The following is a 26,505-nucleotide window of genomic DNA, read 5'->3' on the forward strand; positions in this document are numbered from 1 at the left end:
ATACGGCAACAGTTTGGCTGGTATATAAAAAACTAAAAAAAATAGTTAAAAAGTATAATTTTTTATTTAAAATCATTTTTTATCAATAGCTTAGGTGTTTTTATTTTTTTCACTTTTTGTGTGAATGCCAAATCTAAAATCTGAAATATGTCTGTAATGTCACAGTCTCTGCGTAAATATGACCACATTTGCGCAGTTTTTACAAAATATCGTATAAGGATCAAAAAAAAGAGCAGGCAATTTTATGGGTATTTGGCGATCAAGGTTGGTCTTTGTGGGTTTGTGCACCGTTTTTATGGGTACTATAGCCGCTTCCACATCAATATATGCGGGCGATGAATCAGTTTTTAAACGGATCAAGGTGGAAAAGCGGCCATTAGGATCTCGGATTAATATTCAAATCAAGCCAGATGAATCGTATTATCATAAGGATAAGCCCGAACCTCAAAAAACTGTACCAATCATTGACGGCACTAAAACCGCCATAAAACCTGTTGGTCAATATGAATGGTTTTGGTCAGGATTTGATCACGATATATCGAACGCATCTTTAGCTCGCCTTATCGATGCAGAAGAGAAGCTATCACAGACACCACAAAAATCTGGGAATATTGCGCCAAGTTTAGAAAGTATGCGCAAATTAGTTAAAAGCTATGGCCCGCAAATTATGGTTGCGACATTAGACAAGAAAATATCACCTGCGTTTGTGTTGGCTGTAATAGGTGTGGAATCTGCCGGGCGTGTTGATGTAGTGAGTTCAGCTGGTGCAGTTGGGCTTATGCAGCTGATTCCAGAAACTGCAAAAAGATTTAATGTTAATGACAGCACGGACCCAAAACAGAATATTTCTGGCGGCGCAGCATATTTAGATTGGCTATTAAAAGAATTTCAGAGTGATCCAATTCTAGCTCTTGCGGGTTATAATGCAGGCGAGAACGCAGTAAAGAAGCATAAAGGCGTGCCTCCTTTTGCTGAAACACGCGGATATGTCCCTAAAGTAGTCGCTGCATGGAAGGTTGCCAAAGCGTTGTGTAAAACACCTCCTAAGTATGCAACAGATGGGTGTGTTTTTGATTTGAGTCCAAAAAACTAAGCAATAGTAATAATACGGGCTGGTAAAATGCCCAAAACTTGAACAGATTGCCCGAGCAAATCGATGGGGAATCAAATGTCAGATACTTTGCAACCTTTATGGGCACCTTCAGCTGAACGTATGAACGCAAGCTTATTGGCACAATTTCACCTGCAAACCTCACAAACATCTGGTGTTGAAGCATTGGATTATGACCAGATTTGGGATTGGTCTGTTAAATCCCCAGAAGATTTTTGGGATGCTTTGTGGGATTTTTGCGGCGTTGTTGGTGAAAAAGGTGCTCCAATTTTAGGTGATACTGATACATTAATTGATACGCAGTTTTTTCCAAATGCGGAATTGAATTTTGCGGAAAACCTGCTTTCAAAGGCGGGTGATGGTCCTGCGATTATTTTTCATGGTGAAGATGGGACCCGCAAAGAGTGGTCTTGGGTGGACTTAAGCGATACTGTTTCAAAGCTACAGCAGGCATTAACGGATAAAGGTATCAAAGCTGGAGACCGTGTTGCAGGTTTTTTGCCAAATTTACCAGAGGCGGTTGTAGCTATGTTGGCCGTAACAAGTTTAGGGGCCGTATGGTCATCATGTTCCCCAGATTTTGGTCTAAATGGCGTGAAAGACCGTTTTGGGCAAATTGAACCAAAAATTTTATTCACAGCGGATGCGTATCACTACAACGGTAAAACACATTCTTGTTTAGAGGTCGCTGGCCAATTGGCGGACGCAATTCCTTCAATTAAGGATGTAATCGTTATTCCTTATGTAGAGGAACGTGCTGATATTTCTGATTTGGCTGGTAAAGGTGTGCATCTGAAAGATGTATTAGATGCATATGCTGTAAGAGATATTGAATACACTCGTGTGAATTTTGCGGCACCTTTATTCATCCTATTTTCATCAGGGACCACAGGGTTGCCAAAGTGTATTGTGCATTCTGTCGGAGGTTCGCTTATACAGCATCTTAAAGAACATCAGATGCAATGTGATATAAAACCGAATGATCGTTTTTTCTATTTTACAACGTGTGGATGGATGATGTGGAATTGGTTGGTTAGCGGTTTGGCCTCTGGCGCGACTCTAATCCTTTTTGATGGTTCTCCTTTCTATCCAAATGGAAACCGGCTCGCAGATATTGCAGCCAATGAAAAAGTTACACATTTTGGCACTTCTGCGAAATACATAGACGCCTGTGCCAAATCGGATGTTAAACCTATTGCAACACATGATTTATCTGCTTTGCGTACGATTATGTCGACAGGATCACCATTAGCGCCAGAAGGGTTTGATTATATTTATAATGGATGGAAATCTGATGTTTGTTTGTCATCAATTGCAGGTGGCACAGATATTATGGCGTGTTTTGTTGGTGGAAGCCCAATCAGTCCTGTCTACCGTGGGCAATGTCAGAAGCGCCATTTGGCAATGAATGTTCAGGTATTTGATGAAAACGGTCAAGCAACTAATGGTGAGCCTGGTGAGCTTGTCTGTGCGTCGGCACATCCTTCAATGCCTATTGGATTTTGGAAGGACGAAAACAGAGCTAAATATAGTGCCGCATATTTTGAGAAGTTCGACAATATCTGGCATCATGGTGATTGGGTTGAGCTAACCGACCAAAAAGGCATGACTTTCTTTGGTCGGTCTGATGCCGTTTTAAACCCAGGTGGCGTACGTATAGGCACTGCAGAGATTTATCGCCAAGTAGAGCGTATAGAAGAAGTGTTGGAAGGCTTGGTGATTGGCCAACAGTGGGACAATGACGTGCGCGTCGTACTCTTTGTGCGCCTACGTGAAGGTGTTGAACTGACCGATGGCCTGATAAAACGCATTAAATCAGAAATTCGTCAGAATGCTACACCCCGGCATGTGCCTGCGAAAATTGTGGCTGTTGCGGATATTCCACGCACCAAATCAGGCAAAATTACTGAACTGGCCGTGCGTGATGTTGTTCATGGACGTGTTGTTAAGAATACAGAAGCAATGGCAAACCCAGAAGCCTTAGAACTGTACCAGGATCTAGACATTCTAAAGAGTTAAAGTTTCTATGAACTGCTCTGTTCTATCTACAGATGAAATAAAAGTTTGATGTTCCAAAAAATAAGCTAAAGCTTATAAATGATAGAAATGCATCATATAAGGTGCCGTGATAAAAGAAGAGGGGCGCAATGGGGTACATTAAGAGAGAAGCGGCACGTATTGTTGCGAGAGCTGTGAATACTTGGGACGGTTTGAAAATCACATGGAAAGAAGAAGCTAGCTTTCCACAATGGTGTATTGCTAATATTGTCTCAGCCTCACTTACATTTGCGATTGATATGACAGCAGTCGAGCAGGCACTGATTATAGGGTTTGGATTGCTGGTTTTGGTTGCAGAACTGTTCAACACTGGAATTGAGGCCGCAATTGACCGTGTTTCAAGTGATATTCATCCATTATCCAAGAAAGCAAAAGACGCTGGATGTGCAGCGGTTGCCCTAACTGCTGTCACCACAGGTGTAATTTGGGTGATTATCGCTTTGCCTAAAGTTATCTAAAGCGGATCAAGTTGTTGCTGACTTTATCTGATAGCTACCTTCAGGTAAATCTAATGCGGCTTCCAAATCCCTTATTTGAGACATCGAAAGCGTGATCTTTTGAACTTGATCGGTTCTTGGATCTAGCTGTTCTATATTAACCTGTGAAGCAAATACGTTAATCGTAACATCTTCTTTTAAAGGCGCTTGGCCCTCATCAATCAATGTTACGACAGTAGCGTCAAATTCGTGTTCTATAGTAAACATAAAGTTAGGCTAGCGGACATATAGCGAGCTTGCAATCGCATATGTATACAAGTTCATGTATATTCTATGTATGTTTTTTAACATTTTGTATGTTCGTTGCCGATACCAACCCTTTGTGTGGTAAATTGGCCAAATATTGAATCATCCCTCTCAATATCTAATATTCTTGTGAGAATCTTGTGAGTGTTTGGAGAGTCTAGATTCGTATTTGAGGATTTGATGCTTTGCTCAAATTTAAGTCTCAGTTTTTTATGCCGAGGGCTGTAAAAACAGCTCATTTCCCATAAAAATAAGGCTACTTTTCCTATTTTTTCAAAACTGTGAGTCGTAAATTGCTGTGTTTTAAAGGCAGGCTTGCATATAAAATTACACTCTATTAGCACTGCTAGCGGTATTTCTGTTGCATGGATGTAACTATTTACCATTCAATTACCAGTAAACTGTTCGTGCGACTTGTTTGTGAAACGATATTATGTGTTTTTATGTGCACAGGCAAAACCCTGAGGGGTGATGTTTAAGACTACTTACTCTGACTTGAGGCTAAGCAAACACTGTTTACTGATATGTTGGAAAACTGAATATGCTAATATTTAGCAACACGATCATAAAGGATTGGGATAATGAAGAACACATTACTTACAACAACAGCCCTAGCTTTGACAGCTGGCGCAGCATATGCTGATGGCCACGCAGTTGACGTAAAAGTTGGCGGTTTCTACAACACAACAGTTGCAATCACTTCTGTTGACACAGGTACTAACTTTGCTGGTACAGATTTCGATGGTATCGATGTTTTGTCAAACGCAGAAATCATCTTTAAACCATCTATCACATTGGACAACGGCATCAAATTTGGCGCAGAAATCCAATTGGAAGCAGGCTCAGGTGGCGGTAATACTGCTGGTGCTGCAACTGATGACATTGATGAGTCATACGTATACATTCAAGGTGACTTCGGCCAAGTGTTGATCGGTTCTGAAAACTCTGCTGGTTACAAAATGACTGTAGCTGCGCCAGACGTTTCACCTATTTTCGCACAATCAAGCTCATTGACAGCATTCGTACCTTACTCAGGTGCAACTGTTGGTGCTAACGTATTCCGTGGCACATTGGGTGCAACATACATCGAAAACGCTGGTAACAACGATGCAAACCGTATCACATACTTCTCACCACGTTTTGGTGGCTTACAATTGGGTGTCTCATACGCACGTGACGCAGGCCAAGGTAACGGTGCTGTAGACAATAATGCAGTAACAACTGACTTTGTTGATATCGCAGCTAACTACGGCGGTTCTTTTGGTGGCGTAGACATCAATGCATCTGCTCGTTACGGCACAGCATCAGCAATCGCTGGCGCACCTGATCCAGAAGTTTGGGGCGCAGGTCTTAAACTAGGTTTCGGTGGTTTCTCAATCGGCGGTTCATACGCTGAGCAAGATGGTACAGCTGGCGGACTTGGCGATGGTTCTTCATATGACGTGGGTATCGGCTACGCAAATGGCCCAATGAGCTACTCATTGACATACTTCGCTGGTGAAAACCGTGACAATGAAGGTTTGGATAACGTTGCTGCAACTGCAGATGACGGTGTTAATCGTGAGTCTCTAGACACAATCGTTTTGGCTGCAAAATACAAAGTTAACTCAAACTTTGCTGTATCTGCATTCGTAGCAAACACACAATTCGAAGAAGCTGGCAACCCAGCTGACGACGTTGAAGGTACTGTACTTGGTGTAGCTGCTCAGTTCAGCTTCTAAGTTAAGTTACTTACCTTAATAATGGAAAAGGGGTGGCCTAGGCTGCCCCTTTTTTCTATGTATAGGCTGCGTTCAATTGAAAGAGTCTCTCGCTAATGAAATCTATCGTATGGCTGGCATCTTATCCTAAATCTGGAAACACTTGGCTGAGGGTGTTTTTAGCCAATTATATTATAAATTCGGATAAAGCTGTGCCAATCAACGAGGTTCATAGGATTGGGATTGGGGATTCAAATTCTAAGGCTTATCAAATGGTCATGAAGACACAATTTGATCCTACTAATCCTCAATTATGTGCGAAAGTAAGGCCTGCTGTTTTGCAAGGTATTGTAAATAACAAGGCTGATGTGAATTTGGTGAAAACTCATAATGAAAATGGCACAGCTTTTGGTAACCGTCTGATTCCGCCAGAGTTCACCCGATCTGCAATTTATATCATGCGCAACCCTTTAGATATGATCCTGTCTTATGCAAACCATTATGATATGACCATTGATGCTGCGATCGAGGGAATTGCGCGTAAAAGCAATACCTTACAAGGGGGCGGGGAATCTGCGTTTCAGTTTATAGGAACGTGGTCAAATCACGTTGTTGGTTGGACAAAGGCGCGCAAATTTCCGGTTCTTACACTGCGATATGAAGATATGCTGGGTGATCCAATCACAGCATTTTCAAAAGTAATTGAACATATTGGCTTACCAGTAGATCAAGAACGGTTAGAAAGATCTGTGAAGTTTTCTGAATTCAAAGAGCTTCAGAAGCAAGAAGATAAAGCGAGTTTTGTAGAAAAATCTGATACCCAAGAGCGTTTCTTTCGATCTGGTACATCGGGTCAATGGAAGCAAGAGCTGAACCAAGATCAGATCGACCGAGTCCTACGAGACCACGGTCGTGTGATGAAAAAATATGGATACGAAATCTGATGCAACAACGTAATATTATTTGGATTGGATCGTATCCTAAATCTGGCAATACATGGGTTCGCTCTTTTTTGGGTAATTATTTCCAACCAACGGGAAAAGAATTAAGCATTAATGAGTTATCGTCGATAACCACGTCTGATGTGCGTAAGGATTGGTTCAATAAAGCTGCAGGTGGTGAATATACTGGTACCGGAATTGATGATTGGATCATCATGAGGTCAAAAGTGCTGAAGTTGATCAATCAATCTACTGGTGGAAATCGTTTTGTAAAAACGCATTCGAAGATTGCGAATATTGAAGGATACCATTTGATTGCTCCAGAGGTAACTGCGGCTGCAATTTGTATCATCAGAAACCCATTTGATGTAGCGGTTTCTTTTGCACGGCATTTGAATGTTCCACATGATGAAGTGATTGATCGATTGTGTGATCCAATGAGCATTACATCAACTGATAACGGTATTTTAGAAGCTCTTGGCAGATGGGATGACCATGTTCAAAGTTGGACCAAAGCGCCAGGTTTGCCTAGGCATTTAATGCGATATGAAGACATGGTCGATAACCCTAAAGTTGCATATAAGGCGATGTTGAAATTTTTACAGGTGCCCGCCGAATATACTCGCTTGCAAAAAACATTGAAAGAAACTTCGTTCAAAACTTTGCAAGAACAAGAGGAAAAACAAGGGTTTAAAGAGAAGCCAGCAGGTATGAAAAGGTTTTTTGCATCCGGTAAAGCAGGGGGGTGGGTGGAGCATTTAACGCCAGAGCAGGTTGATCGCATCCACTCTGAATTTAAGCCAACAATTGAAGAGTTTTTCCCCGAGATAGGCGAGCAAGCTGCAGCATTTGTTGCAGGCAAGTGACTTAATTCATATCCTTCAATAAATTAAACAATCAACATGTATTGGTGCGTTATAAGTATTGGATATGCAAGTTTGCGCGATCGTTTAAAAATCACCACTAGAAAATCTTATATTTCATTCAGAATATGAGATTAAATGGTGCCCGAGGGCGGATTTGAATCACCGACACGAGGGTTTTCAGTTCTCGTTTTACACAAATCATAGTTGAACATACGGATATATTTATCATTTTATTTCATATATTTAAATTGATATTTGTGAACATAGAAGAACATGTAAAACCGCCTCTACACCCGTTATTTTAGAGCCTAAAAGAGCCTAAGATCATGCAAAAGTAAATCTGACAGATATTACCGTTAAAACATTACCCTTAACTGACCATGGGCAGACAACCTATTGGGATGAAAATATGAAAGGGTTTGGTGTGCGTGTCTCTCAAGGCGGTTCAAAGTCTTTTGTTAAGTGCATGGTGTTAATCGCCAAAGAGAAACACTTGGTAAATATCCGACCATCAGTCTCAAACAAGCTCGTGATAAAGCGAAGCAGCTTATGGCGCAGATTACTCTTGGGATTAAGTAGGGGCGATCAATTTCATATTCAGAAGGGCGTGAATTATTCCTTGAAGCGTGTGCTGCTAAGAATAAGAAGAACACGGTAGACTACTATCGCAAACGATTAGACGCTCATTTTCGTTTTGGTCGTAAACGTCTCAATGAGATTACACGAGTAGATATACAATCCCGTATACGTAAGATCACAACATCACAGTCAGAACAGCATCATGCTTTTGTTGCTTTCGTACTTTTCTCAATTGGGCACTCAGAGAGCAGTATATAGATGTAAGCCCGATTGTATCCATGAAGCCACCTACAGCCTCTAAACCGCGCGAACGTGTTCTTACAGATGCTGAATTGGCGGAAGTATTTACCAAAGCTCACATTCACCAATACTCCTTTGGGCGAATTGTGACGCTATTAATTCTGACTGGTATGCGTAGAAACGAAGTTGCCCACCTAGAATGGGACTGGATTGATCCAGATGAGCGAATAATAACGTTACCTTCCACTCTTACTAAAAACAAACATACTCATACGATACCCTACGGTTCGCTGACTTTTGAGCCTTTGGAAGGCTTATCAAAAAACAGTAAATCCCTGTTTCCATCTGTAAGTGAGAAAGGAACGGTTTTTAATGGTTGGGGTAAATCTAAAGCGCGATTTGATAAAGAGCTAGAGAACGTTGAGCCGTACACTCTACATGACCTTCGCCGTACCTTTGCAACCGTCCATGCCAAGATTGGTACACCTATTCATGTCACCGAAAAACTGCTTAACCACGTTTCAGGTACCATTAGTGGTGTGGCTGCTGTGTACAATCGCCATTCATATATGGATGAAATGCGTACTGCTGTAACCGCATATGACAAATACTTAGAAAACCTAATCAATCCATGATGGAACGATATTTCTCCGAAGAGAGGCGCATAAGTGTTTACTATGAGGCTAGTGTTTAACTTTAAATGTGGGGGCAAACTGGCCCATAAAAACAAAATTGGTGCTAACCTATCTACGAGAAAATCCGCTCAGCGAGGCATGATCCAATATTTATTTACGGTATAGCTCATCTAACCCATCAATAATACGGCTCTTGGCTGCTCGTATTGTCTCATCAACACGAAGGGATACTTTTGACATCACCAGATCAAAATCAGGGTTCTCCGTTGAAAAAACTTGCTCCATGTCCTCATACATAGCTTGAACAACGCTTTTGATTATACCACCGTTGATAGGATTAACTTTCTCCATAAAATAATCTAACCTTACATCTCCTCTCAAAAGAAAGATTGAAATATTGTTCCTTGATTTGCCAATACTACTATCAGCTATATTTAATAAATGTCTCTGAACGTTATCTTTATCTCCCGTTTTAACAGCCTCAGGGAGTATCCGACTGCCAAAGTTCTTTAAGCTTTCATCAAGATCTTTTTTAATATCCCTTAAATGAAACTCAGAAATCTTTTTGGCTTGTTCTACAGTGAGGACACCATTTTGGATTTCTATTATTTTATTTAAATTCCTACTTAGCTTAGAGTTATTAAAATATATAGTTACGGCCAAGCCAATAAGTGCAAGAACAACACTCGAAAATCCAAAAAAAACTCCAATCATTTCTTTTTCCATAAATATAGTATCCTTTTAAAATAATAAGATTTTAAGAGGTAATTTGTTTTGCATATACCTTCAATATGAAAGTAAGTGTTTATCGCTGTTTGTACATTTGTGTTATTTTTGGGAGAAATAAAGTTCACAAGCTCTTGGCATCAATTGAATGGCGTTGATGTGCTGCCCCAATGCGTACTTTTGTATGTTGCATATGACGAATACCTAGAAAACTTAATCAACCCATGATAGCAAGAACGTCCCTCGAGGCTTAACCCTTGGGGTATCGCGATGCTCCTATATTACATAGGAGACATTGTGATGAGGATACTATCGAAGAAGGCGTTGAAAGAGTTGGTCTTATATTCACCCCAACACGTTGCACGACTGGAAAAGGCAGGCCTATTCCCTAAAAGGGTGCAGCTGGGCCCTAACAGAGTGGGATGGGTTGAAAGTGAAGTCTTAGATTGGCTTGAACAACGCTTGTTACACCGAAAGTAACCAACACAAGCTTCCTTGTGGAGCTGGGCGGCCCAACTGTGCATAGGTTGGGTAAAACTGCCCAAACTATCCATGCCGGCTTCCGGCCCTAAGCTGCCGTTCAAGAAAAATTTGGGGAAGCTAACTTTTCGTTCAAAGTATTACACGGCACTTTATCTTTAGTATTATTACTGTTTCAGATTGTACTAGTGTTATTTACATCGTCTGTTATGTGGTATTTGATTACTTTTTTACAATTAGTTTCTTCTATCAAGAAGGGTTTCTTCGCACATTTAGATTTTGTTCTAATGCTTGTTTTAAAACCTTGGCGAATAAAACTGAGTGGCGTTGTGAAATCTGAGTTCGAATTAAAAGTATCCCTTTGCCAGCCAGTTGAGTAGAGAGCATCTTCCAATAACTTTCTCTCATTTTGGTCAGGTACACTTAAAGAAAAGTCAGTTTTTAATGCACCTTGCGATTCATAAAAAGCATTAAGGGTTACTCTTGCTGATCCATTAGGGAAATAGATTTTTCCATCAATCGGAGTTGTATGACTGGCTTGTTTTATTGCCGTTTCAAAGCTGACAAAAGACATAGATATTTTTGAGGTTACAAGCTCATAAACTTTACCATCCACTGATAGCTCCGCTATCAGTGGTATCGAGAAACGGTGATCCTCAAATGTATTTTTAGAATGGTAGAGTATTTTGCGCACAAATATAAATCCTCGCGCAATATTTAACATGGCCCATAGGCTTGCAATCAAGATTAAATCAGAATTAAAGCCCGCTTTAAATACTGCGTTTATGTCAATATTTACAATCGTACTTGGATTTAAAATAATTGATGTAAGAACCCCCACCTCCAAATCATTCCAATTTGATATGCAGGCATATAGAATTGCTACAATACTAAGACATACAACAGATAATTGTGGTGTCATCATCAACCACTCGGCATTATTACTTGGAACCTTTTTAGAATACCGCCATGACATCTTATTTCGAAATACTGCAAATGTTGCGATAATCGCTATGGGAAACCGCATCATGCTGTATAGTTCATTGACCCAAAAACGGCCATAACCACAGGCAAATTCCTGTACCAAAGCATAAGTGAAAATCGGATATATAAGCATAATAAGGATATTTAAAATAGTAACTTCAAAAGGAGCAACACCAGTGAAGAGTGAATAAATCGGAAGAAGGTAGAAAATAAGATACTGCCAACCTTCAATATGATTTAAGCCGACCAATAGATACGCAATCCGTTGCCGAAGTGTTAAACCTTTACAAAAAAACAAATTTTCATGTCGCAACACATGAATATTTCCGTGCCCCCAACGCAAGCGTACTTTGTAAAAATCTGACAGTTGGAATTCACCTAATCCATAAGCAATGCTTTCATTGTGAAATGCAGTTTTGTATCCCTTTTTATGAAGTTTTAACGATGTATGTAAATCTTCAGTGACTGTATCTGTCGGTATTCCGTTAATATCATCTAATGCAGAACGTCTGTATATTACATTGGTTCCAATACAGGTTGTTGCGTTAAAATGATCCGAGTTTGGCATGGCAATGTGATAAAAATAACTTTGATCATGCCACAATTCGCCATTACGACCATTCACGAATTGTAAGCAATCTGAATTATAAAAATCTTGTGGTGCTTGTGCTAATGCCACTTCAGGGTCTTCAAGAAACCCCAACAATGCATGTATGGCATTTGGTTTTGGAATATGATCAGCATCAAAAACCATAACAAATTCTGCTTTACTATGAGCCAACCCAAAGTTCAGGTTTCCAGCTTTTGCATTATGATTTTCATCTCTAGACAGATAAAAACACCCCAATTCATCCGCTAGTTTTTTAACGGCTACATTTTTACCATCGTCTAAAATGATGGTTTGATGTGGGTATTTAATGTTAACTGCGGCTTGTACCGTACGTCTGATAACATCATATGGTTCTTTATAAGTTGGGATAAAGACATCTACTTCTTTACCTTCTGGGCAATCTGGCGAGGCTCTATATCTATGACTCGTTGTTGAAAAAATAGCGCCAAGCGATATGATAACCCCTATGATTTCGGCTGTGTAAAATATTGATGATAAGATTAGAGCATCACCATTAAAGATTGTGAGGCGCCAGAATAAATATGCACCAGAAGAACATATAAATAAGACAGCAACAAAAATGCGTAACTTCTGGCGTTCGCGGAAGCGTTCTTCGATTTTTATACCATTTTGCATCGTTGGCTTTACTTATTAATCTGGGTTAAAATCGACCGTGCGGTTCGAAGCGCCATAGCTGAAATCGTGAGTGTTGGCGTCGTTGTCGCTACTGACGGAAATAAAGCAGAACCTGCAATGAACAGGTTAGGGTGATCATGGCTGCGTCCAACGTCATCTGCAACAAATCGTTTGTTATCATGGCCCATCATTAAAGTCCCTGATGAATGGAGATGTGTATATGTTCCTAGAAGCTTGATATTTGTAGCGCCTAATATTTTGGCCATTCTAGCAACGTCGTTATAACTGGCCTCTACACCATCAGTTACGTAGCTATCCACATTATAATGTATAGAGATTTTTGGCATCCCAGAACTGTCGCGCTTATTAAAGTCGACGTTTACCTTATTAGATACATCTGGCAGTTGTTCTGTTGACGTTTCCACTCTTAGACGCCTTAAAGCAAGGTCACTCAAATAAGTGTCTATCTCAACAGGATCAAGGCTGTGTTGTAGAGCTTCAAGCGTTAGATTATTAACGGTATCTTGGTTTATAAACGATATTAAATATCCAGAACGTTTCTTCCTAAAATCACCGTCACGCTTTGAAATATCCGCATAAGCAGTCACTGGCCCGCGACCAGGGAAAACAGGATATGGCATATCAAAACTTATCTTAGAGCCATAATGATCCATAAGACGTTTCCCGACCATACCAGAAGAATTTGCTATGCCGTTTGGATGCGTTTCGCTCGTGGAAGAAAGAAGTAATCGCGGGGACTCTATGCCGTTTGCCGCTAAGACAAATATATTAGCTTTTACAGATAAAAGAGAACCATCAGGGCGCTTTACGATCGCTTTCTTAATACGGTTGTGACGGTCTGTTTCTAATCTTATTACAAGGGCATCTGCTAAAACTTGAGCGCCGTATTCTTCGGCTTTATTGATGTGCACATCACCAGAATATTGCGCTCCAATTGGACAGACATTTGTACAGTTGTGATGGCCATGGCATTGAGGGCGATTATCATATGGACGGCTATTCCTTGCCACAGGTTTTGGCTGAAGGTTATATCCGTTGCCATTCAAAACTTTAGAAACTGTTAAATCCGCATAAGAGGCTGCAACTGCAGACATTGGATACGGAGTTGATCTAGGGGAGTCCCAATCGGCATTATCTTCACAACTGACGCCAAGCTCTTTTTCGGCAGTTGCGTAATCAGGCTCTATTTCAGAATAAGAAAACGGCCAGTCAATTCCCACACCATAGTTAGAATTAATTGCCATATCCTGTGGCAAAAACCGATGGCAAGCAGCTGCCCAGTGCCATGTTGTACCGCCAACACCACGTAGATGGTCAGCTTGGTAGGGCGTGCCGCCAACATTTCCGATGTAATCTTCTGATGGGTCCGATGGGTCGGTTCGCGGTGCTAATTTAGTATTTGGATATGGCGCAGAACTATCCAGTTTCCATGTTTCTTGTTGACGCTCGAAAACGTCTTCTCGGGTAAATCTTGGACCTGCTTCTAAAATGATTGTTTTTACACCGCTTTGGCTAAGCTTGTATGCTATTATTGCGCCAGCAACTCCGCTGCCTATTATTACCGCATGTGTTTCTATAGTTTGCATGGAATTATTTCTTGAGTTTTTTTAGATATTCATCAGGAATATTTGCCCAACTACCTGGTTCTAAGATTCTGGTTCCTGGAGGGGCAATATAATTACCGACTACATCCCACATTAAAGCCGCATCATATAATATTCTTTGCTTGGGCTGTGCTTCATGGAAGTAAATGCCCGTATACCAAGTCGACAATATGTGGGAAACAAACCAAGCTTCACCATCCCCGATTTCTTTGGCTTCGACTAAGTCTGCTATGGATGCATCGGATTGTCTGTTTTCCAAACCATTCTTAATTTCGGTATAAGCTGTCGAAATGTGCTTCTTCCCCCAAGGTTCTTGTTGCATTAAAAGATACATTGTTTGTGCGCCATCTTTGTCAAGATTTTCACGACAGCATATTAATTGTGATAAATGATAGAAAACATCAAAAGATGGATGTTCTGGATCATTAAGGCTGGGGCTGTAATTCTGAAATATTCGGAGCGTTTCTTTTGCCATAGCCGTATTTCCTAACCCGTAAGACAACAAAGATAGGACAACACTGCGTCGGTTCAGGACATTCATAAATACAACTCGTATATTTGTAATTTTAACCCCATTAGCACAAAAAGTATCATGGGGTACTTCTTAAACCGATATTCTTTCATAAAATATCAATTTTGCAACATAGTTGGTTTATTTTACAAGCTGTTAAAATTTATTATATCCACTCATGATAAGTAATATTATGTAATATTTTAATTATGGTTTCAGGGGAAATGAAATGCTTACACTAAATTCTATTACTAAAGTTTCAGCAACAGCTTTGCTAATATCAACGACATCCGTTTTGGCAGAAGAAACAAACTCATCTGTTCTGATTTTTGGATCCGAAGTTGGTTCCGATAGCCTAACGGTATATACAGGTCTCATCAAAGCTTTTAATGGCGATCTAAACAAAAGCGGATATTTAGGCAGAGGATTTATAGCCTACGGTGATTACAATTATGAAACAGCTGCCGTTGCGGGTGGCTCCGTAGATATTGAAGCTGTATCTGGAGATCTTATGCTCGGCTATCAGATTGTTGGCAATCAAGCGATTATCAGCGGATTTGCAGGGCTTGATATTCAAAGTAATGCTCTTACCCCGAATGACCCACAAAATAGCACAGGCGGATCAGCTCATGGATTTAAGATTCAAGGCGAAGTACGCACAACTGAAAATGCTCCAGCACAAGCAAGCTTAATTGCAAGCTATTCAGGTGCAAATGAGACGTATTATTCCCGCGGGCGCATTGGGTTTAATGTTGGTAAGTTTTCCGTAGGCCCAGAAGCATCTTTGTTAGGTAACGAAGAATATGATAGCCAGAAATATGGCGCGTTCATTAGCGGTCTAAAGGTCAACTCACTAGATGTTTCTGTGAATGTCGGTTATGCGAATTCAAGCGGCAATGGTAGTTCTGATGGAGCTTATGCTGGCTTTTCTTTAGTTCGTCCTTTTTAAGCACACACAATAAAAATATTTTAAGCCCCGCTGAAACAAGTGGGGCTTTTTACAATTATATCAGCACTATCCATCATCATCTTTCCATATGCTTTGATCAGTATTACATCCTTGATTTTGTCGCTTCATTAAAGTGGTGATTAATGGTATTTTGTTTCACGTTTATATTCTAATGTTTTATTTGGGCTCAGAACGATCATTAGATCGATTGCAGCATTCAAAGTTTTAACTCTTGAATAAATGGCGTCTTTTTCTGGGTGATCCCATAGATCCTCCATCCGCAGTGAACGTCCGCTTCCCGCCCAAATTTGCCCGCAAAAACTTGCACATCCCTGTATGCACAAGTTTGGGGGAGAGCTATGCGTAAGTTCAAAATTGGTTTGGTCCTAGCGGGACAATACCTATCGGCAATCACCAAAGATGTTATCGATGCCATCTTTGGAAACGTGAGAACGCTTGTTATATTTCGTGTTGGGGTGACCTTCCAAACCAAGGGCGGCCTGCACACGGTCTGCGGCATTGATAAAACCCTGTTCTCCCAAGACTGCATGGGCTGGTGGGTTCAGACTCATCCGTGTCAGCAGAAAGTGCCGTTACCTGTAGCGTGCTGTTGACGCAAACGAGCAGACGATTGACTTCCGCATGACTGCGCGGCGAGATGCGAAGGTGAAGAAAACGTTTCTCAATAAGGCTGTCTAGTGCGTATTCGGAACTACTCCAACATGCCCTCTCTGGACAGAATGTCGGGAAGGATATCTTCCGAGAGTTTGATCGTTGCATCGATGCGTGCAATCCGGCGTGCGCCAGGCCGATATGCGAGGAACACCGGATGGGCTCGCACTTGGAAGTCAGGCAAACACCTTACCAGCCTACCCGTGGTCACGGAATCGCCTAGCATGAATTCAGGTATGAGGGCAAACCCCAGACCAGCCAATGCAATATCCAAAAGAATATGGAAACTCAGCACGGCTAGTGGGCCTGAGACAGGAACGGCAGTTTCTTCCGTTAGGGACTCAAATTCCCAAATGGCTCCGGGGCGATTCCCACGGAAGGTCATGCAAGGCGCGTCGGCAAGTTCTTTGGGATGTTTCAACTTGTACTTCGCACAAACTTCAGGTGTAGCAACCAGAATACGTCTGAAGGACCCCATCTCACGCGCAATCAGGCGATCATCGTGGACCTTGCCAATTCGAAAGGCAATATCGGTGCCAGGATCTTGCAGGTCGGCAAAGTCGTACTCGGTTCGCATAACCAGGGTCAGGTCTGGATGTCGCTCACGAGCGATGGGGAACAGTCTTGATGCGACAAGACCACCAAATTCATGCGTTGCCGCAATGTTGACTTGCCCGGATATACCGGTGCTTTCCTCGCGCGCGATATCCTGGATCAAGTCAATTTCAGCCAAAACCGAGGCAACCCTATGTTGTAGACGTTCCCCAATTGGTGTCAGCTTGACCGACCGTGCCCCTCTCTCAAAGAGTTTTACACCCAATTGATTTTCGAGCTGTGCGACATGTCGGCTGACACCGGACTTGGCAATTCCCAACTGGTCAGCGGCCGCGCTTATACCACCGATTGTTGCAACCGTGTGGAAACTGACGAGGGCGGGCAATCCTAATGTTCTAATTTCTTGAACCATGAGTTCAACTTTATCTCACTGTTCTGAAACATTGACAAGCTCTATCTTAGTTTCATCATTCGAAAAAGACGGCAATGATTTCGTTTTCAATTCGGTGAGCTTTTAAAATCAATAGCGAGGCAGTGTCTGATACTAGGCATCGCTTAGAACTAGAACCAAGGAGATAGTAATTATGACAAACGATGCATCCGAGTTAAAATTTTCCCGTCGAGCAACCATGGTTGGCGGTGCTGCTATTGCTGTTTCACCCTTAGTAGCGCCTTTTGCGCAGGCCCACACTCATGAAAATTCCGAGGATCGGGAGATCATACAAATCGCCGATGGTGTTTACCGTACGCGAGAAAAATTTACCTTTGGCTTGCTGATGGACACGGATGATGGTGTTGTCGTTTTTGACACTTTGAACGCAGACTTTTCCAGCTGGCTTGATGCTCAGATTGCGCAACGTTTTGACAAACCTGTGGCCGCTGTTGTTTATAGCCACAATCATTCTGACCATACGTCGGGTGGTGAGGTTTTCGCCAGACATGATCCAAAGTACATCAGCAGCGAGTTGGCTCGTGAGAGCCATGTCCGAATGAAAGTTGCAACAAGACCAGCCAATGTAACTTTCGATGAAGGCTATACTCTCAGACTGGGCGGTCAGGAAATACATCTTCGTTATCATGGGCCAAATGATGGAAAAGGGTCAATTTCCTTTCTCGTGCCAGACAAGGGTTTGCTCAGTGTTATTGACTGGTTGGTTATCGGTAGATTACCCTATCGCGAATTGAACCGTTATGACATGGAGGGAACGATCCGTTCTCTGGGTGAACTGGATGCGATGAACTGGGAGCTTGCTTCTCCCGGCCACTCAATAACAGGTGGAAAAGATGGTTTACGTCTTTTCCGTCGTTATCTTGAAACCCTGCGTGATTTGACACTGGAACACATAGTTGCACGAACTCCCATGGCGCAGGCTGTTGCCAATATCCGCTCGCAATTGGCAGCGGTTTCAGAATTTCATTCTCTAGCGCAGTTTGATGCGTGGGTGGAGGATAATATTCGAGGTATGCATTTTCAACTTGCGCGTATTGAAGGTTATGCAGATGGATTCTTACCTGACCCAGAATATGCCAGTGCTCAATAAAGTTTGATCGGTTGGCGATCAACCCTCAAATGTCTTGCCTCTCCAAAGTTAACTAAACTTAGGAACAGTTTTACGGAGGCAAGACAAAACTGCTTTTGTATAACTGTGGAGCAAAGCCGTAGACTTTCAGGTTTGGAAACAGTGCAGTTACAGATATTGACCCTGTTGTATCCTGCCTTGGAGCATTACTCCCAGCAAACACACCTTTGTAATTATCTGCCCCATATTGTGCAGCCACACCCAAAGATATTGTTGTGCACGCGGTCCACGATCTAGACGGGAATAGGATTGCCGAATACCGCGGTGACACGGGCGCCATATTAGCGGAATACATCTGGCTAAACGGTGAGCTTGTGGCAGCCATTACAGAGGGCTTCACCTTCTACGTCCGCACAGACCACATCGGCCGCCCGACATTTCTCGACGATCCAAGATGGCACCGTCATCGGTATCGCGGATTGGGAACCGTTTGGAGCCTTACACGCCACAACCAGCCCCCAAGCCCTAAACCTCCGCTTCCCAGGCCAATGGTTCGGCGGTGAAAGTGGCCTCCACCAAAACTGGATGAGGGATTACGATCCGACCACGGGCAGATACATCCAAGGCGATCCACTCGGACTTGTCGATGGAGCGAGCGTGTATGGGTATGCAAGGTAGAGTCCTAATCGTTATAGTGACCCAACTGGACAATGCCCCTGGTGCGTTGCTGCTGTACTTGGTGCATTAGTAGATTTAGGAACGCAATTAGCACTTAATGGATTTAATTTAAAGTGTATTAACTGGAAAGAATTGGCCGTAGGGGGGCTTGCTTCTGGGCTTGGTGTGGGAGTAAGGGTTTACGCCACGGCTACGGCATCAACGTTGTCCGTTCAGGCATGTAGTTGAACATGTTACAGAAATGGATGGGACATGCTGATATTTGCACCACTGCAATCTATGCCAATGCTGTTGGGCCTGAGGAGTTGGAGATTGCGGATCGGATGTGGTGAGAGCGCAATATATGAGATACATAGACTATTACGAGCCTAAGATTTTTTAGTTTTTGCTAAGTCTTTGATTTAATGGTGCCCGAGGGCGGATTTGAACCACCGACACGAGGATTTTCAGTCCACTGCTCTACCCCTGAGCTACTCGGGCACGAGTTTGCGATGATATGATTTACACCGCTGGGTCGGGGCGTTTTAGGATAGGGTGTCCCGTTGCGCAAGAGGTAATATGCGCTGTTAGTGTAATTTCTGATTTTCTTCGGAAAAACCTGCCGGAACGCTGTCTTCTTCGTCAGTTTCCATGGTTGGAATTGCGTATCCGCCTGTAAGCCATTTTCCCAAATCTAAGTCAGCGCAACGTTTTGAACAAAACGGGCGGTACTTGGCTTTGGTGTCTTTATCGCACATAGGGCAGCTCATAGAGATATCACTTCGGATAGGGGTAAACGTTCGCGTTTTCTTTGTAACTCATAATGGCCCAACGTGGTCCAACCGACAAGGATTGTATCAATACCATCTGCTTTGAAAGCGCGGCGTAGTTCGGTTTCGATTGTACGGCGCTCATTCTTTGGGCTTGGCGCGAAATCAATGACGATCTGGCCGCCTAAGCCGCGTAGGCGTAGTTGACGTGGTAAATCTTTAGCCGTGGCTATATTCGCCTTAAGACCCGCCGTAAGCGAGAAATCAGAACCAGTGTTCACATCTACGGCTACAAGGGCGCGTGTGGGCTCTATAACCATCGAAGCACCGCCTGAAAGTAGGCATTCAGTGCGACCAAGGGCATAAAGATGATCCCAGACGCCTAATGTTTCAAAGCATTCATCCTCGGCGATGACTTCATCTGCATCGGGCCAGTTCACCCATGCCTGTTCAGCAGCGTCAGGGGCGTCTAACAACAACTCAGGCTCGCCAGATGCATCTGCAAGGACAGCATTGGCTGTTTGTGTCATAGCCGTGATATCAGCATAGACATCATCTTCTGCTGCTTCGTTACATGCAGAGCGCAAGATTAGACCGCAGTTTTCAGGCGCATCTGCGAAAGCTTCATGTGCTATTTCACGTAAACGCAATTGTTCTTCTTCGTCTCGGATGCCGCGGGCAATATTAATGCCTGGATTGTTCGGTGTAACGATAGCGTAGCGGCTTTTGAATAACAGTTTATTAACCACAGGTGCGGCTTTGCCTGGTTCTGCGTGTGTTACAACCTGAACCAGCATCGTGGTTCCTGGAGCGATTCCCTTGGCTTGTTTCAAAAAACCTTTTTGACCGTTGCCCAAGTTCAGGATCAGACCATTTTGACCCTTCATGGGTTGCGTCGCTTTTGCACGGTAAATCGCATTCGGGCGCGGGGCATCTGATGTGGGATCCACAAGCAGGTCAACCAGCTTGCCATTTTCCAACATGGCAGCGGCGCGTTGGCCCTCTATTGTGTCTATGGCGACAACGGTTCCTTTTTTCATGATGAGGTCCTGTTGTAATCTAATGGGTATCCAACGCCTGATAACATGCCTGCAACTTCTGTTAGAGGAAGGCCTACGACGCTGCTATAGGATCCGTTGATCCATGGGATGAATGCGGCGGCAATACCTTGGATGGCATAAGCACCAGCTTTGCCTTGCCATTCGTTTGAGCGGATATAACCAGAGAGTTCTATATCTGATAGGACTTTGAATTTTACGGCTGTAGTGACCTGTTTTTCAATCACGCAATCTTTGGTTTTAAGAGCAACTGCAGTGATCACACGGTGACGGCGACCTGATAAAAGACTTAAGTATTCAATGGCTTGTGCTTCATTCGATGGTTTGCCAAGGATGCGACGGCCAACAGAAACAACAGTATCAGCACATAAAACGATTTCATCATCTGTGTGATCAATTGCTTGTAATTTATTGGCTGTGATGCGGCGAGCATAGGATAAAGGTAGCTCTGCCTTTTGTGGGGTTTCATCGATATCCGCAGGGCGGATATCACTTGGTATAACGCCGATTTGCGCAAGCAATTCTTGCCTGCGTGGACTGGCTGACCCCAGAACCAATTTCATGGTTTTACTTATAGCGGTAGTTGATGCGGCCCTTAGTCAGGTCATAAGGTGTCATTTCCACCTGAACCTTGTCACCAGCCAAAACGCGAATGCGGTTTTTGCGCATTTTGCCAGCTGTGTGGGCGATAATCTCATGGCCGTTCTCTAGCTCTACCCGAAATGTCGCATTCGGCAGAAGCTCAACAACGACACCATCGAATTCGAGAAGTTCTTCTTTAGCCATGTTTACTCCTAGTTTGTAACTGTATGGGGGATAAAATCCCTTTGCGGGGTTACATGATGGGGTTTCGGGAGAATTACAAGTAAAAAGGGGCTTAACGGTGCGTTTCAGATGGTTAATGTAAGTTAATGCAACAGATTATTGGCAGAAATGGGTGTATGATTTGCGTATGATCGGCGTGCACAGGACGTATGACAGCTGTACGGCATAAGAATATGTGTGTTTTGTTAAGAATGGTTAATTTTAGCGGGTGAAGAGCGCAATATTCGTTAAATTTATGCGAAGATTGGTATGACTTTCATTTTGTGTAGAATGGAAACCATGCTCAATATCTGCTATGGGGGACAAAGCTACCGTCGGGAACGGTTAGTTCAAATCCGTGACAAGGGTATAACTCATTGGGATTTGAGCTTTGCGATTACAATAAATATCGTATTCTGGTTCGCGAATTGTATGTGCATGTTCGGTCAGCTGGCGAATTCTCAATCCAGCAGAGACCGCGGACGTTAGAATATCTCCCAGACTGTGAATGAACCAATACCCAGTTTCCCCAACGCCATGGTCGAGACCATCATAAGCTATCGCTTCGTTAACCTCTTGTGGACTGCGATCAAAATAGCTGAAACTTGGCTCGTGGGGTCTATCGGTTGCTGGGTCGAAAACCTCCATAAACGGATGAGTTTCATAGATGACGAGCATGGCATGAGGAGACATTAGTCTTCGCACAACTTCGAAAAAACTTTGAAGGTCGGGCATCCAATTGAGGACTCCTATCGTGATCAAAACAAGGTCATAGGTTCCGAGATTCTCTGGTAAATCATAGATATCAGCTTCTAATAGGAGTGGGGCTTGCCCCGCTAACTCTGCAAGTTTTTGACCCTGTTTTAGAAAGGATTCGGATTGATCAATACCAAGGGCAGGCACTGCGCCAAGAGAAGCAAGAGAAAGGAGTTCACGCGCATTATTACAGCCGATTTGAACAGCATTCCGCCCATTTATATCGATACCTTGAAGTGTAGTGGTCAAACATGCGTCCAATACGCTAAACTCAGGCTTTGCAGCCGCCGCCAATAAATCATCCCATTCCTTGCCTGTTTCATGAAGTCGGGCTGAAGCCTCCCATGCGGCTTTGTTGGCTTGAGTTATGGAACGAATGTCATCTACCATTTTGAAAAATCTTTCTTAAATGCATCTTTCTATTTTCGTCGAACATTAACTATTCGCTACATCGTAGCAATATGTAAAAAGGGCTCATAGCAGATATTCATTCTTGCTAGCAGGTAGAGCCTAATTACTATTTGTATTCTAACCACAATGAAATGTGATTGGTGTTTTGTAGCCTATTAAGAGAACCTTTATACAAATATTCACATTTTAGATGGAGACAAATTATGCCAAACATTAATTACACATTGAAACGCCGTGAAATGATGGCATTGAGCATTGTGGGTACTGCATCTTTCATGGCTCTTCCATCCTTTGCAAAGGACCGTATTTCCAAGACTGGTAAAGGCGTTGCCATCAAAGGGTTTGATACGACAGCTTATTTCGAAAAAGGTGGACCTGCTAAAGGTACCGATGCGAATGTGGTCGATTGGAAGGGGGCAAAGTGGCAGTTTGCAACTGCTAAAGAGGCGGCGATGTTTAAGGCTAATCCAACTGCTTTTGCTCCACAGTTTGGCGGTCATTGCACGCGGGCGATGTCCATTCGTAAGGTTGTGCCTGGTGATCCAAAGGTTTGGCGTATCCGCGGGGATAAATTGTATTTGTTTTTTGCACCTATTGGTCGCGACCTGTTTGACAAAGGCCCAGATGCGATGATTGCAAAGGCGCAGGCTTATTGGGATAGCTTATAAAACAAAATGCGCCGAATAATATAGCGGTTCAAATTAATTCGCATTTTGAAATACATTCATAATCAATGAAAATGATGAATGTATTGCAGATTAATGGTTTTTTCTTCATAGAGATAATTAAATGGAAATTTAATTTAGCATATGTGCGGTTAATATGAGAACTGTGGATGCATGTTAATAAAGAATAGGTTCTGGCTAAATGAATATATATCAGCGATTATTAACTGGCTTTCGAAAAGCTGTTTGTGGCGCGCCGTTCAAATTTACATATGCGGCTGATGGATTTGCTGTACGGAAAAAATTCGTACCATTCTTAGATGATGAGAATTTCAGTAAGTCGTGGCGAGAAACAACGAAGCTTAATGACCCATATTGGGGCGGAACAACACCTGATATTCGTTGGCGCTGCCATGTATGTGCATGGGCTGCATCAAGCTGTTTGGATATTGAAGGTGATTTTGCAGAGTTTGGGGTGAATACTGGAATACTCTCATCAATGGTGTTGAAAACAATTGATTTTGAGAAAACTGGAAAACGGTTTTTCCTGTATGATACTTTTACTGGTATTCCAGAAGATATGGCGACACCCGCTGAAATTGCTCATACAAAGAAAATGAATGATACAATCTACTCGACAGATATTCTTGAAGTCGCAAAAGAAGTATTTTCACCTTTTAAAAATATTGAGTTCATACAGGGGCGCTTGCCTGAAACTATAGAAACATCTGGCATTGGCAAAATTGCGTATGCCTCAATTGATTTGAATTCCGTTGTTGCAGAAATGGCCGTTGCCGAAGCTATCTGGGACCGCATGTCTACTGGGGCTATGATCGTACTAGATGACTTTGGTTTTGGGGGACATGAAGATCAGAATAAGGCTTGGAATGAGTTTGCTGCATCTAAAGGTAAAATGATATTTACTGTTCCCACGGGACAGGGCATCTTAATGCGTTAGTATTTACCTTTGTAAATAATTCTGACCAAATTTTAAATACTAACTTAAGAAGCGTTTTTTGATGTTTGCGATGATGTCGTCTCGAACGGCGCGGTAAGCCGCTAGTTTATCTTCGCGATTTTCGCCTGATCCTGTTGGATCGGCGGTTTCCCAATACTCCACATCTACGGCGCTGTTTTTTGTCAGTTCAGCAATACGTCTGTGGGATGTTGGGGATAGGGCGATAACAAGATCAAAGCTGTCTAGGCGGTCGCCCCAATCTTCGAGTTCTTCGAAGGAGCGGGATTTGTGTTTGGATAATTCTACGTCGAGTTCTTTACAGACAGCTACGGCAAAGCCGTCCACATCATTATCGCCTTTGACGCCTGCGGACTGGATGAAGATTTTTGTGCCAACTAGGTTTTTCATCAATCCTTCAGCCATAGGCGAGCGGATAGAATTATGATCACAGCAAAATAGAACGGCAGATGGCGTGTCAGACATGATGATTACCCGCGGAAATGCAGAACGCAGATCAAGGTGAAAAGACGCCTTGCTGTGCGTTTGTCTGTTTCGATTTTGCCTTCAAGACGTTCTTGTACCAAACGGCCGCCTTCATCATGGATGCCGCGACGGCCCATATCAATCGCTTCGATTTGGGCGGCTGGCAGACTTTTGACGGCGTCAAAATATGCTTCGCAGATTTGGAAGTAGTCTTTGATGGTGTCACGGAAAGGGGACAAAGACAGGTGAAATTCACCCGCTTTATCGTCTTGTTCTGTGACGATATCAAAAACCAAACGCTTGTCTTGGATAGAAAGTGTTAATTTGTATGGGCCAGCGGGTGTTGGGGCATCGCCTTTGTCTGGAAGGCCGAATGCATTGTCCTCGATCAGATCATAGATTGCGATCTTTCGTTCTTGATCCACTTCGGGCGTTGGGGCAGGGAGGCCTGTGTCATCCAATTCGATGTGGGTTAGGTAAGAAATCTCAGCCATCGTTACTTTCGTTCAATTTATCAAGCCGTGCCCGTACGGACAGCCCATGTGCCTCTAGGCTTTCGGATTTTGCCAATGTTTCAGCGGCAGGTCCGATTGCTGCAAGGGCGTTTGGTGTCATCTTGGCCAATGTTGTGCGTTTCATAAAGTCCAAAACCGACAAACCTGACGAAAATCTTGCGGATCGTGCTGTTGGCAACACGTGATTTGGGCCGCCAATGTAGTCGCCAATGGCTTCTGGTGTCCATGCGCCGATGAATATTGCACCTGCGTGGCGTATGGATTTTGAGTATTCTTCGGCATCAGCGAGACAAAGTTCTAGGTGTTCTGGTGCGATGCGGTCGGATAATTGTGCCGCCTCAAATAGGTCATCAACGATGATAACAGCGCCGAAATCTTCCCAACTTTTGCGGGCGATATCGCGACGCTCTAGTGTTTCTAAGCGTTTTTCGATGGCTGCGATGACTTTATCGCCGAATTTTGCATCATTTGTGATCAGGATCGCTTGTGCGCTTTCGTCGTGTTCTGCTTGAGACAGCATATCAATGGCAATCCAGTCTGGATCGTTGTCTTTATCAGCGATGACAAGGATTTCTGAGGGACCTGCGATCATATCGATGCCAACAGTGCCATACACACGGCGCTTTGCGGCGGCTACGAATGCATTGCCAGGACCTGTGATGGTATCAACTTTTTCGATTGTGTTTGTACCATATGCCATTGCGGCAATCGCTTGGGCACCGCCAATACGATAAACAGTTTCAACACCTGCTAGGCGTGCAGCCAATAGAACCAGCGGATTGTATTGGCCATTTGGGGTTGGAGCACAGATTGATAAGCGGTCAACTCCTGCAACTTTGGCTGGAATGGCGTTCATCAAGACAGATGAGGGGTAAGAGGCAAGGCCGCCTGGTACATACAGACCTGCGGCTTCGACAGCTGACCAGCGCCAGCCTAGTTTTGCGCCTGATGCATCTTCCCACCATTCGTCTTGTGGCAACTGTTTCTTATGGTAATCGCGAATACGGGTTGCTGCGAGCTCTAATGCTTCTGCTTCTGCCTCTGGCACTTCTGCAATAGCTGCGTCGATTTCGTCTTTGGTGAACGCCAATGTTTCTGGTGTCAGATCAAAGCCATCGAATTTGGATGTCAATTCAATCACAGCGTCATCACCGCGTGTCTGAACATCGCTGATGATGGCCGCAACAGCATCATCCACCTCGACGGTGGTTTCGCGTTTGTTGTTTAGAAACGCTACAAATGACGCTTCGAAATCGGCGTCTTTGATGTTTAGAACGATAGGCATTG

Annotated in this window: 30 protein-coding genes and 1 tRNA gene; 15 read left to right on the forward strand and 16 right to left on the reverse strand. The window is 43.2% G+C overall.

Going from position 1 to position 26,505, the window contains the following annotated elements; translation table 11 throughout:
* The first annotated feature begins 244 nt into the window (after positions 1 to 244).
* From F9L33_RS12845 to F9L33_RS12855, 3 genes are all read left to right on the forward strand, one after another.
* Entirely contained in the window at positions 245 to 1,093 is an 849-nt protein-coding gene (locus tag F9L33_RS12845) for a lytic transglycosylase domain-containing protein (protein ID WP_152143197.1), read from the forward strand.
* Between the two features lie 75 nt (positions 1,094 to 1,168).
* Positions 1,169 to 3,130, forward strand: a complete 1,962-nt coding sequence (locus F9L33_RS12850; RefSeq protein ID WP_152143198.1) for an acetoacetate--CoA ligase — start codon at positions 1,169 to 1,171, stop codon at positions 3,128 to 3,130.
* A 128-nt stretch (positions 3,131 to 3,258) separates the two neighbouring features.
* Complete coding sequence (locus F9L33_RS12855; RefSeq protein WP_152143199.1) at positions 3,259 to 3,627, forward strand: diacylglycerol kinase; 369 nt, start codon at positions 3,259 to 3,261, stop codon at positions 3,625 to 3,627.
* A gap of 6 nt (positions 3,628 to 3,633) precedes the next feature.
* Here the strand turns inward: F9L33_RS12855 and F9L33_RS12860 are convergent, their stop codons facing one another.
* Positions 3,634 to 3,873, reverse strand: coding sequence for a hypothetical protein (locus F9L33_RS12860; protein WP_152143200.1), 240 nt, complete (start codon positions 3,871 to 3,873; stop codon positions 3,634 to 3,636).
* Positions 3,874 to 4,493: 620 nt separating this feature from the next.
* Here F9L33_RS12860 and F9L33_RS12865 point away from each other — a divergent pair.
* The 5 genes from F9L33_RS12865 (at position 4,494) to F9L33_RS15950 (ending at position 8,873) form a co-directional block, all read left to right on the forward strand.
* Entirely contained in the window at positions 4,494 to 5,633 is a 1,140-nt protein-coding gene (locus tag F9L33_RS12865; RefSeq protein ID WP_152143201.1) for a porin, read from the forward strand.
* A gap of 95 nt (positions 5,634 to 5,728) precedes the next feature.
* Positions 5,729 to 6,556 (forward strand): sulfotransferase domain-containing protein, encoded by an 828-nt coding sequence (locus tag F9L33_RS12870; protein WP_152143202.1) that lies wholly within the window; start codon positions 5,729 to 5,731, stop codon positions 6,554 to 6,556.
* Positions 6,556 to 7,419, forward strand: coding sequence for a sulfotransferase domain-containing protein (locus F9L33_RS12875; protein ID WP_226804126.1), 864 nt, complete (start codon positions 6,556 to 6,558; stop codon positions 7,417 to 7,419). The genes F9L33_RS12870 and F9L33_RS12875 overlap by 1 nt, the downstream gene beginning before the upstream one ends.
* A 462-nt stretch (positions 7,420 to 7,881) precedes the next feature.
* Positions 7,882 to 7,998 carry an Arm DNA-binding domain-containing protein gene (locus F9L33_RS15945; protein ID WP_226804127.1) on the forward strand — a complete coding sequence of 39 codons (117 nt, stop codon included), beginning with the start codon at positions 7,882 to 7,884 and terminating at the stop codon, positions 7,996 to 7,998.
* 278 nt (positions 7,999 to 8,276) lie between these two features.
* Positions 8,277 to 8,873, forward strand: coding sequence for a site-specific integrase (locus tag F9L33_RS15950; RefSeq protein WP_226804128.1), 597 nt, complete (start codon positions 8,277 to 8,279; stop codon positions 8,871 to 8,873).
* A 150-nt stretch (positions 8,874 to 9,023) separates the two neighbouring features.
* Here the strand turns inward: F9L33_RS15950 and F9L33_RS12885 are convergent, their stop codons facing one another.
* Positions 9,024 to 9,599 (reverse strand): hypothetical protein, encoded by a 576-nt coding sequence (locus tag F9L33_RS12885; RefSeq protein WP_152143203.1) that lies wholly within the window; start codon positions 9,597 to 9,599, stop codon positions 9,024 to 9,026.
* Between the two features lie 300 nt (positions 9,600 to 9,899).
* On the opposite strand from F9L33_RS12885, the gene F9L33_RS12890 reads away from it, so the two are divergent.
* A complete protein-coding gene (locus F9L33_RS12890) occupies positions 9,900 to 10,079 on the forward strand; it encodes an AlpA family transcriptional regulator (RefSeq protein ID WP_152143204.1) in 180 nt (59 codons plus the stop codon).
* Between the two features lie 175 nt (positions 10,080 to 10,254).
* Here the strand turns inward: F9L33_RS12890 and F9L33_RS12895 are convergent, their stop codons facing one another.
* From F9L33_RS12895 to F9L33_RS12905, 3 genes are read right to left on the reverse strand one after another with little or no spacing between them, the layout of a single operon-like run.
* Positions 10,255 to 12,309, reverse strand: coding sequence for a glycosyltransferase (locus F9L33_RS12895; protein ID WP_152143205.1), 2,055 nt, complete (start codon positions 12,307 to 12,309; stop codon positions 10,255 to 10,257).
* 8 nt (positions 12,310 to 12,317) lie between these two features.
* Entirely contained in the window at positions 12,318 to 13,916 is a 1,599-nt protein-coding gene (locus F9L33_RS12900; RefSeq protein WP_152143206.1) for a GMC oxidoreductase, read from the reverse strand.
* Between the two features lie 4 nt (positions 13,917 to 13,920).
* Positions 13,921 to 14,475 (reverse strand): sugar dehydrogenase complex small subunit, encoded by a 555-nt coding sequence (locus F9L33_RS12905; protein WP_152143207.1) that lies wholly within the window; start codon positions 14,473 to 14,475, stop codon positions 13,921 to 13,923.
* Between the two features lie 199 nt (positions 14,476 to 14,674).
* Between F9L33_RS12905 and bcsS the strand changes: the two genes are divergently transcribed.
* The gene (gene bcsS, locus F9L33_RS12910) at positions 14,675 to 15,394 is read left to right on the forward strand and encodes a cellulose biosynthesis protein BcsS (RefSeq protein WP_152143208.1); all 720 of its coding nucleotides are present in this window, start codon (positions 14,675 to 14,677) and stop codon (positions 15,392 to 15,394) included.
* Between the two features lie 359 nt (positions 15,395 to 15,753).
* Positions 15,754 to 16,008, forward strand: a complete 255-nt coding sequence (locus tag F9L33_RS12915) for a hypothetical protein (protein WP_152143209.1) — start codon at positions 15,754 to 15,756, stop codon at positions 16,006 to 16,008.
* Positions 16,009 to 16,106: 98 nt separating this feature from the next.
* Here the strand turns inward: F9L33_RS12915 and F9L33_RS12920 are convergent, their stop codons facing one another.
* Positions 16,107 to 17,033 carry a LysR family transcriptional regulator gene (locus F9L33_RS12920; protein WP_152143210.1) on the reverse strand — a complete coding sequence of 309 codons (927 nt, stop codon included), beginning with the start codon at positions 17,031 to 17,033 and terminating at the stop codon, positions 16,107 to 16,109.
* Between the two features lie 172 nt (positions 17,034 to 17,205).
* Between F9L33_RS12920 and F9L33_RS12925 the strand changes: the two genes are divergently transcribed.
* Complete coding sequence (locus F9L33_RS12925) at positions 17,206 to 18,162, forward strand: MBL fold metallo-hydrolase (protein WP_152143211.1); 957 nt, start codon at positions 17,206 to 17,208, stop codon at positions 18,160 to 18,162.
* A 70-nt stretch (positions 18,163 to 18,232) separates the two neighbouring features.
* Here the strand turns inward: F9L33_RS12925 and F9L33_RS12930 are convergent, their stop codons facing one another.
* Positions 18,233 to 18,526, reverse strand: coding sequence for a hypothetical protein (locus tag F9L33_RS12930; protein WP_152143212.1), 294 nt, complete (start codon positions 18,524 to 18,526; stop codon positions 18,233 to 18,235).
* Here F9L33_RS12930 and F9L33_RS16080 point away from each other — a divergent pair.
* Positions 18,508 to 18,819, forward strand: coding sequence for an RHS repeat-associated core domain-containing protein (locus F9L33_RS16080; RefSeq protein ID WP_152143213.1), 312 nt, complete (start codon positions 18,508 to 18,510; stop codon positions 18,817 to 18,819). The genes F9L33_RS12930 and F9L33_RS16080 overlap by 19 nt on opposite strands.
* 405 nt (positions 18,820 to 19,224) lie before the next feature.
* Here the strand turns inward: F9L33_RS16080 and F9L33_RS12940 are convergent.
* From F9L33_RS12940 to F9L33_RS12965, 6 genes are all read right to left on the reverse strand, one after another.
* Positions 19,225 to 19,299, reverse strand: a tRNA-Phe gene (locus tag F9L33_RS12940).
* Positions 19,300 to 19,385: 86 nt separating this feature from the next.
* Positions 19,386 to 19,568, reverse strand: coding sequence for a DNA gyrase inhibitor YacG (locus F9L33_RS12945; RefSeq protein ID WP_152143214.1), 183 nt, complete (start codon positions 19,566 to 19,568; stop codon positions 19,386 to 19,388).
* Complete coding sequence (locus F9L33_RS12950; RefSeq protein WP_152143215.1) at positions 19,565 to 20,608, reverse strand: ribonuclease E/G; 1,044 nt, start codon at positions 20,606 to 20,608, stop codon at positions 19,565 to 19,567. Before F9L33_RS12950 ends, F9L33_RS12945 begins: the two co-directional genes overlap by 4 nt.
* Complete coding sequence (locus F9L33_RS12955) at positions 20,605 to 21,189, reverse strand: nucleoside triphosphate pyrophosphatase (protein WP_152143216.1); 585 nt, start codon at positions 21,187 to 21,189, stop codon at positions 20,605 to 20,607. Before F9L33_RS12955 ends, F9L33_RS12950 begins: the two co-directional genes overlap by 4 nt.
* 4 nt (positions 21,190 to 21,193) lie before the next feature.
* Positions 21,194 to 21,412, reverse strand: a complete 219-nt coding sequence (gene infA, locus F9L33_RS12960) for a translation initiation factor IF-1 (RefSeq protein WP_069301276.1) — start codon at positions 21,410 to 21,412, stop codon at positions 21,194 to 21,196.
* Positions 21,413 to 21,775: 363 nt separating this feature from the next.
* On the reverse strand, positions 21,776 to 22,576 hold the full coding sequence (locus tag F9L33_RS12965) for a bifunctional 2-polyprenyl-6-hydroxyphenol methylase/3-demethylubiquinol 3-O-methyltransferase UbiG (protein WP_152143217.1): 801 nt from the start codon (positions 22,574 to 22,576) through the stop codon (positions 21,776 to 21,778).
* A 224-nt stretch (positions 22,577 to 22,800) separates the two neighbouring features.
* On the opposite strand from F9L33_RS12965, the gene F9L33_RS12970 reads away from it, so the two are divergent.
* Together F9L33_RS12970 and F9L33_RS12975 are read left to right on the forward strand one after the other, a co-directional pair.
* Positions 22,801 to 23,265, forward strand: a complete 465-nt coding sequence (locus F9L33_RS12970; protein WP_152143218.1) for a YHS domain-containing (seleno)protein — start codon at positions 22,801 to 22,803, stop codon at positions 23,263 to 23,265.
* Positions 23,266 to 23,464: 199 nt separating this feature from the next.
* A complete protein-coding gene (locus F9L33_RS12975; RefSeq protein ID WP_152143219.1) occupies positions 23,465 to 24,220 on the forward strand; it encodes a TylF/MycF/NovP-related O-methyltransferase in 756 nt (251 codons plus the stop codon).
* A gap of 39 nt (positions 24,221 to 24,259) precedes the next feature.
* Here F9L33_RS12975 and F9L33_RS12980 read toward each other — a convergent pair whose 3' ends face one another.
* The 3 genes from F9L33_RS12980 to hisD are packed head-to-tail and all read right to left on the reverse strand — an operon-like array spanning position 24,260 to position 26,503.
* Positions 24,260 to 24,703, reverse strand: a complete 444-nt coding sequence (locus tag F9L33_RS12980; RefSeq protein WP_152143220.1) for a low molecular weight phosphatase family protein — start codon at positions 24,701 to 24,703, stop codon at positions 24,260 to 24,262.
* Between the two features lie 5 nt (positions 24,704 to 24,708).
* A complete protein-coding gene (locus F9L33_RS12985) occupies positions 24,709 to 25,197 on the reverse strand; it encodes a UPF0262 family protein (protein WP_370452128.1) in 489 nt (162 codons plus the stop codon).
* Entirely contained in the window at positions 25,190 to 26,503 is a 1,314-nt protein-coding gene (gene hisD / locus F9L33_RS12990; protein ID WP_152143221.1) for a histidinol dehydrogenase, read from the reverse strand. Before hisD ends, F9L33_RS12985 begins: the two co-directional genes overlap by 8 nt.
* Positions 26,504 to 26,505: the final 2 nt, after the last annotated feature.

This window comes from Amylibacter sp. SFDW26, from assembly GCF_009184395.1.
Classification (GTDB): Bacteria; Pseudomonadota; Alphaproteobacteria; order Rhodobacterales; family Rhodobacteraceae; genus Amylibacter.

Bases quoted from the DNA above. Each gene is read 5' to 3' on its own strand.
- F9L33_RS12975 (WP_152143219.1), top strand. From the start codon at position 23,465: ATGAATATATATCAGCGATTATTAACTGGCTTTCGAAAAGCTGTTTGT.
- F9L33_RS12860 (WP_152143200.1), bottom strand. From the start codon at position 3,873: ATGTTTACTATAGAACACGAATTTGACGCTACTGTCGTAACATTGATT.
- F9L33_RS12885 (WP_152143203.1), bottom strand. From the start codon at position 9,599: ATGGAAAAAGAAATGATTGGAGTTTTTTTTGGATTTTCGAGTGTTGTT.
- F9L33_RS12870 (WP_152143202.1), top strand. From the start codon at position 5,729: ATGAAATCTATCGTATGGCTGGCATCTTATCCTAAATCTGGAAACACT.
- F9L33_RS12950 (WP_152143215.1), bottom strand. From the start codon at position 20,608: ATGAAAAAAGGAACCGTTGTCGCCATAGACACAATAGAGGGCCAACGC.
- bcsS (WP_152143208.1), top strand. From the start codon at position 14,675: ATGCTTACACTAAATTCTATTACTAAAGTTTCAGCAACAGCTTTGCTA.
- F9L33_RS12920 (WP_152143210.1), bottom strand. From the start codon at position 17,033: ATGGTTCAAGAAATTAGAACATTAGGATTGCCCGCCCTCGTCAGTTTC.
- F9L33_RS12905 (WP_152143207.1), bottom strand. From the start codon at position 14,475: ATGAATGTCCTGAACCGACGCAGTGTTGTCCTATCTTTGTTGTCTTAC.
- F9L33_RS12895 (WP_152143205.1), bottom strand. From the start codon at position 12,309: ATGCAAAATGGTATAAAAATCGAAGAACGCTTCCGCGAACGCCAGAAG.
- F9L33_RS12855 (WP_152143199.1), top strand. From the start codon at position 3,259: ATGGGGTACATTAAGAGAGAAGCGGCACGTATTGTTGCGAGAGCTGTG.
- F9L33_RS12965 (WP_152143217.1), bottom strand. From the start codon at position 22,576: ATGGTAGATGACATTCGTTCCATAACTCAAGCCAACAAAGCCGCATGG.
- F9L33_RS12865 (WP_152143201.1), top strand. From the start codon at position 4,494: ATGAAGAACACATTACTTACAACAACAGCCCTAGCTTTGACAGCTGGC.
- F9L33_RS12970 (WP_152143218.1), top strand. From the start codon at position 22,801: ATGCCAAACATTAATTACACATTGAAACGCCGTGAAATGATGGCATTG.
- hisD (WP_152143221.1), bottom strand. From the start codon at position 26,503: ATGCCTATCGTTCTAAACATCAAAGACGCCGATTTCGAAGCGTCATTT.
- F9L33_RS12985 (WP_370452128.1), bottom strand. From the start codon at position 25,197: ATGGCTGAGATTTCTTACCTAACCCACATCGAATTGGATGACACAGGC.
- F9L33_RS15950 (WP_226804128.1), top strand. From the start codon at position 8,277: ATGAAGCCACCTACAGCCTCTAAACCGCGCGAACGTGTTCTTACAGAT.
- infA (WP_069301276.1), bottom strand. From the start codon at position 21,412: ATGGCTAAAGAAGAACTTCTCGAATTCGATGGTGTCGTTGTTGAGCTT.
- F9L33_RS12930 (WP_152143212.1), bottom strand. From the start codon at position 18,526: ATGGCTGCCACAAGCTCACCGTTTAGCCAGATGTATTCCGCTAATATG.
- F9L33_RS12845 (WP_152143197.1), top strand. From the start codon at position 245: ATGGGTATTTGGCGATCAAGGTTGGTCTTTGTGGGTTTGTGCACCGTT.
- F9L33_RS12915 (WP_152143209.1), top strand. From the start codon at position 15,754: ATGCGTAAGTTCAAAATTGGTTTGGTCCTAGCGGGACAATACCTATCG.
- F9L33_RS12890 (WP_152143204.1), top strand. From the start codon at position 9,900: ATGAGGATACTATCGAAGAAGGCGTTGAAAGAGTTGGTCTTATATTCA.
- F9L33_RS12955 (WP_152143216.1), bottom strand. From the start codon at position 21,189: ATGAAATTGGTTCTGGGGTCAGCCAGTCCACGCAGGCAAGAATTGCTT.
- F9L33_RS12925 (WP_152143211.1), top strand. From the start codon at position 17,206: ATGACAAACGATGCATCCGAGTTAAAATTTTCCCGTCGAGCAACCATG.
- F9L33_RS12850 (WP_152143198.1), top strand. From the start codon at position 1,169: ATGTCAGATACTTTGCAACCTTTATGGGCACCTTCAGCTGAACGTATG.
- F9L33_RS12980 (WP_152143220.1), bottom strand. From the start codon at position 24,703: ATGTCTGACACGCCATCTGCCGTTCTATTTTGCTGTGATCATAATTCT.
- F9L33_RS12875 (WP_226804126.1), top strand. From the start codon at position 6,556: ATGCAACAACGTAATATTATTTGGATTGGATCGTATCCTAAATCTGGC.
- F9L33_RS12900 (WP_152143206.1), bottom strand. From the start codon at position 13,916: ATGCAAACTATAGAAACACATGCGGTAATAATAGGCAGCGGAGTTGCT.
- F9L33_RS12945 (WP_152143214.1), bottom strand. From the start codon at position 19,568: ATGAGCTGCCCTATGTGCGATAAAGACACCAAAGCCAAGTACCGCCCG.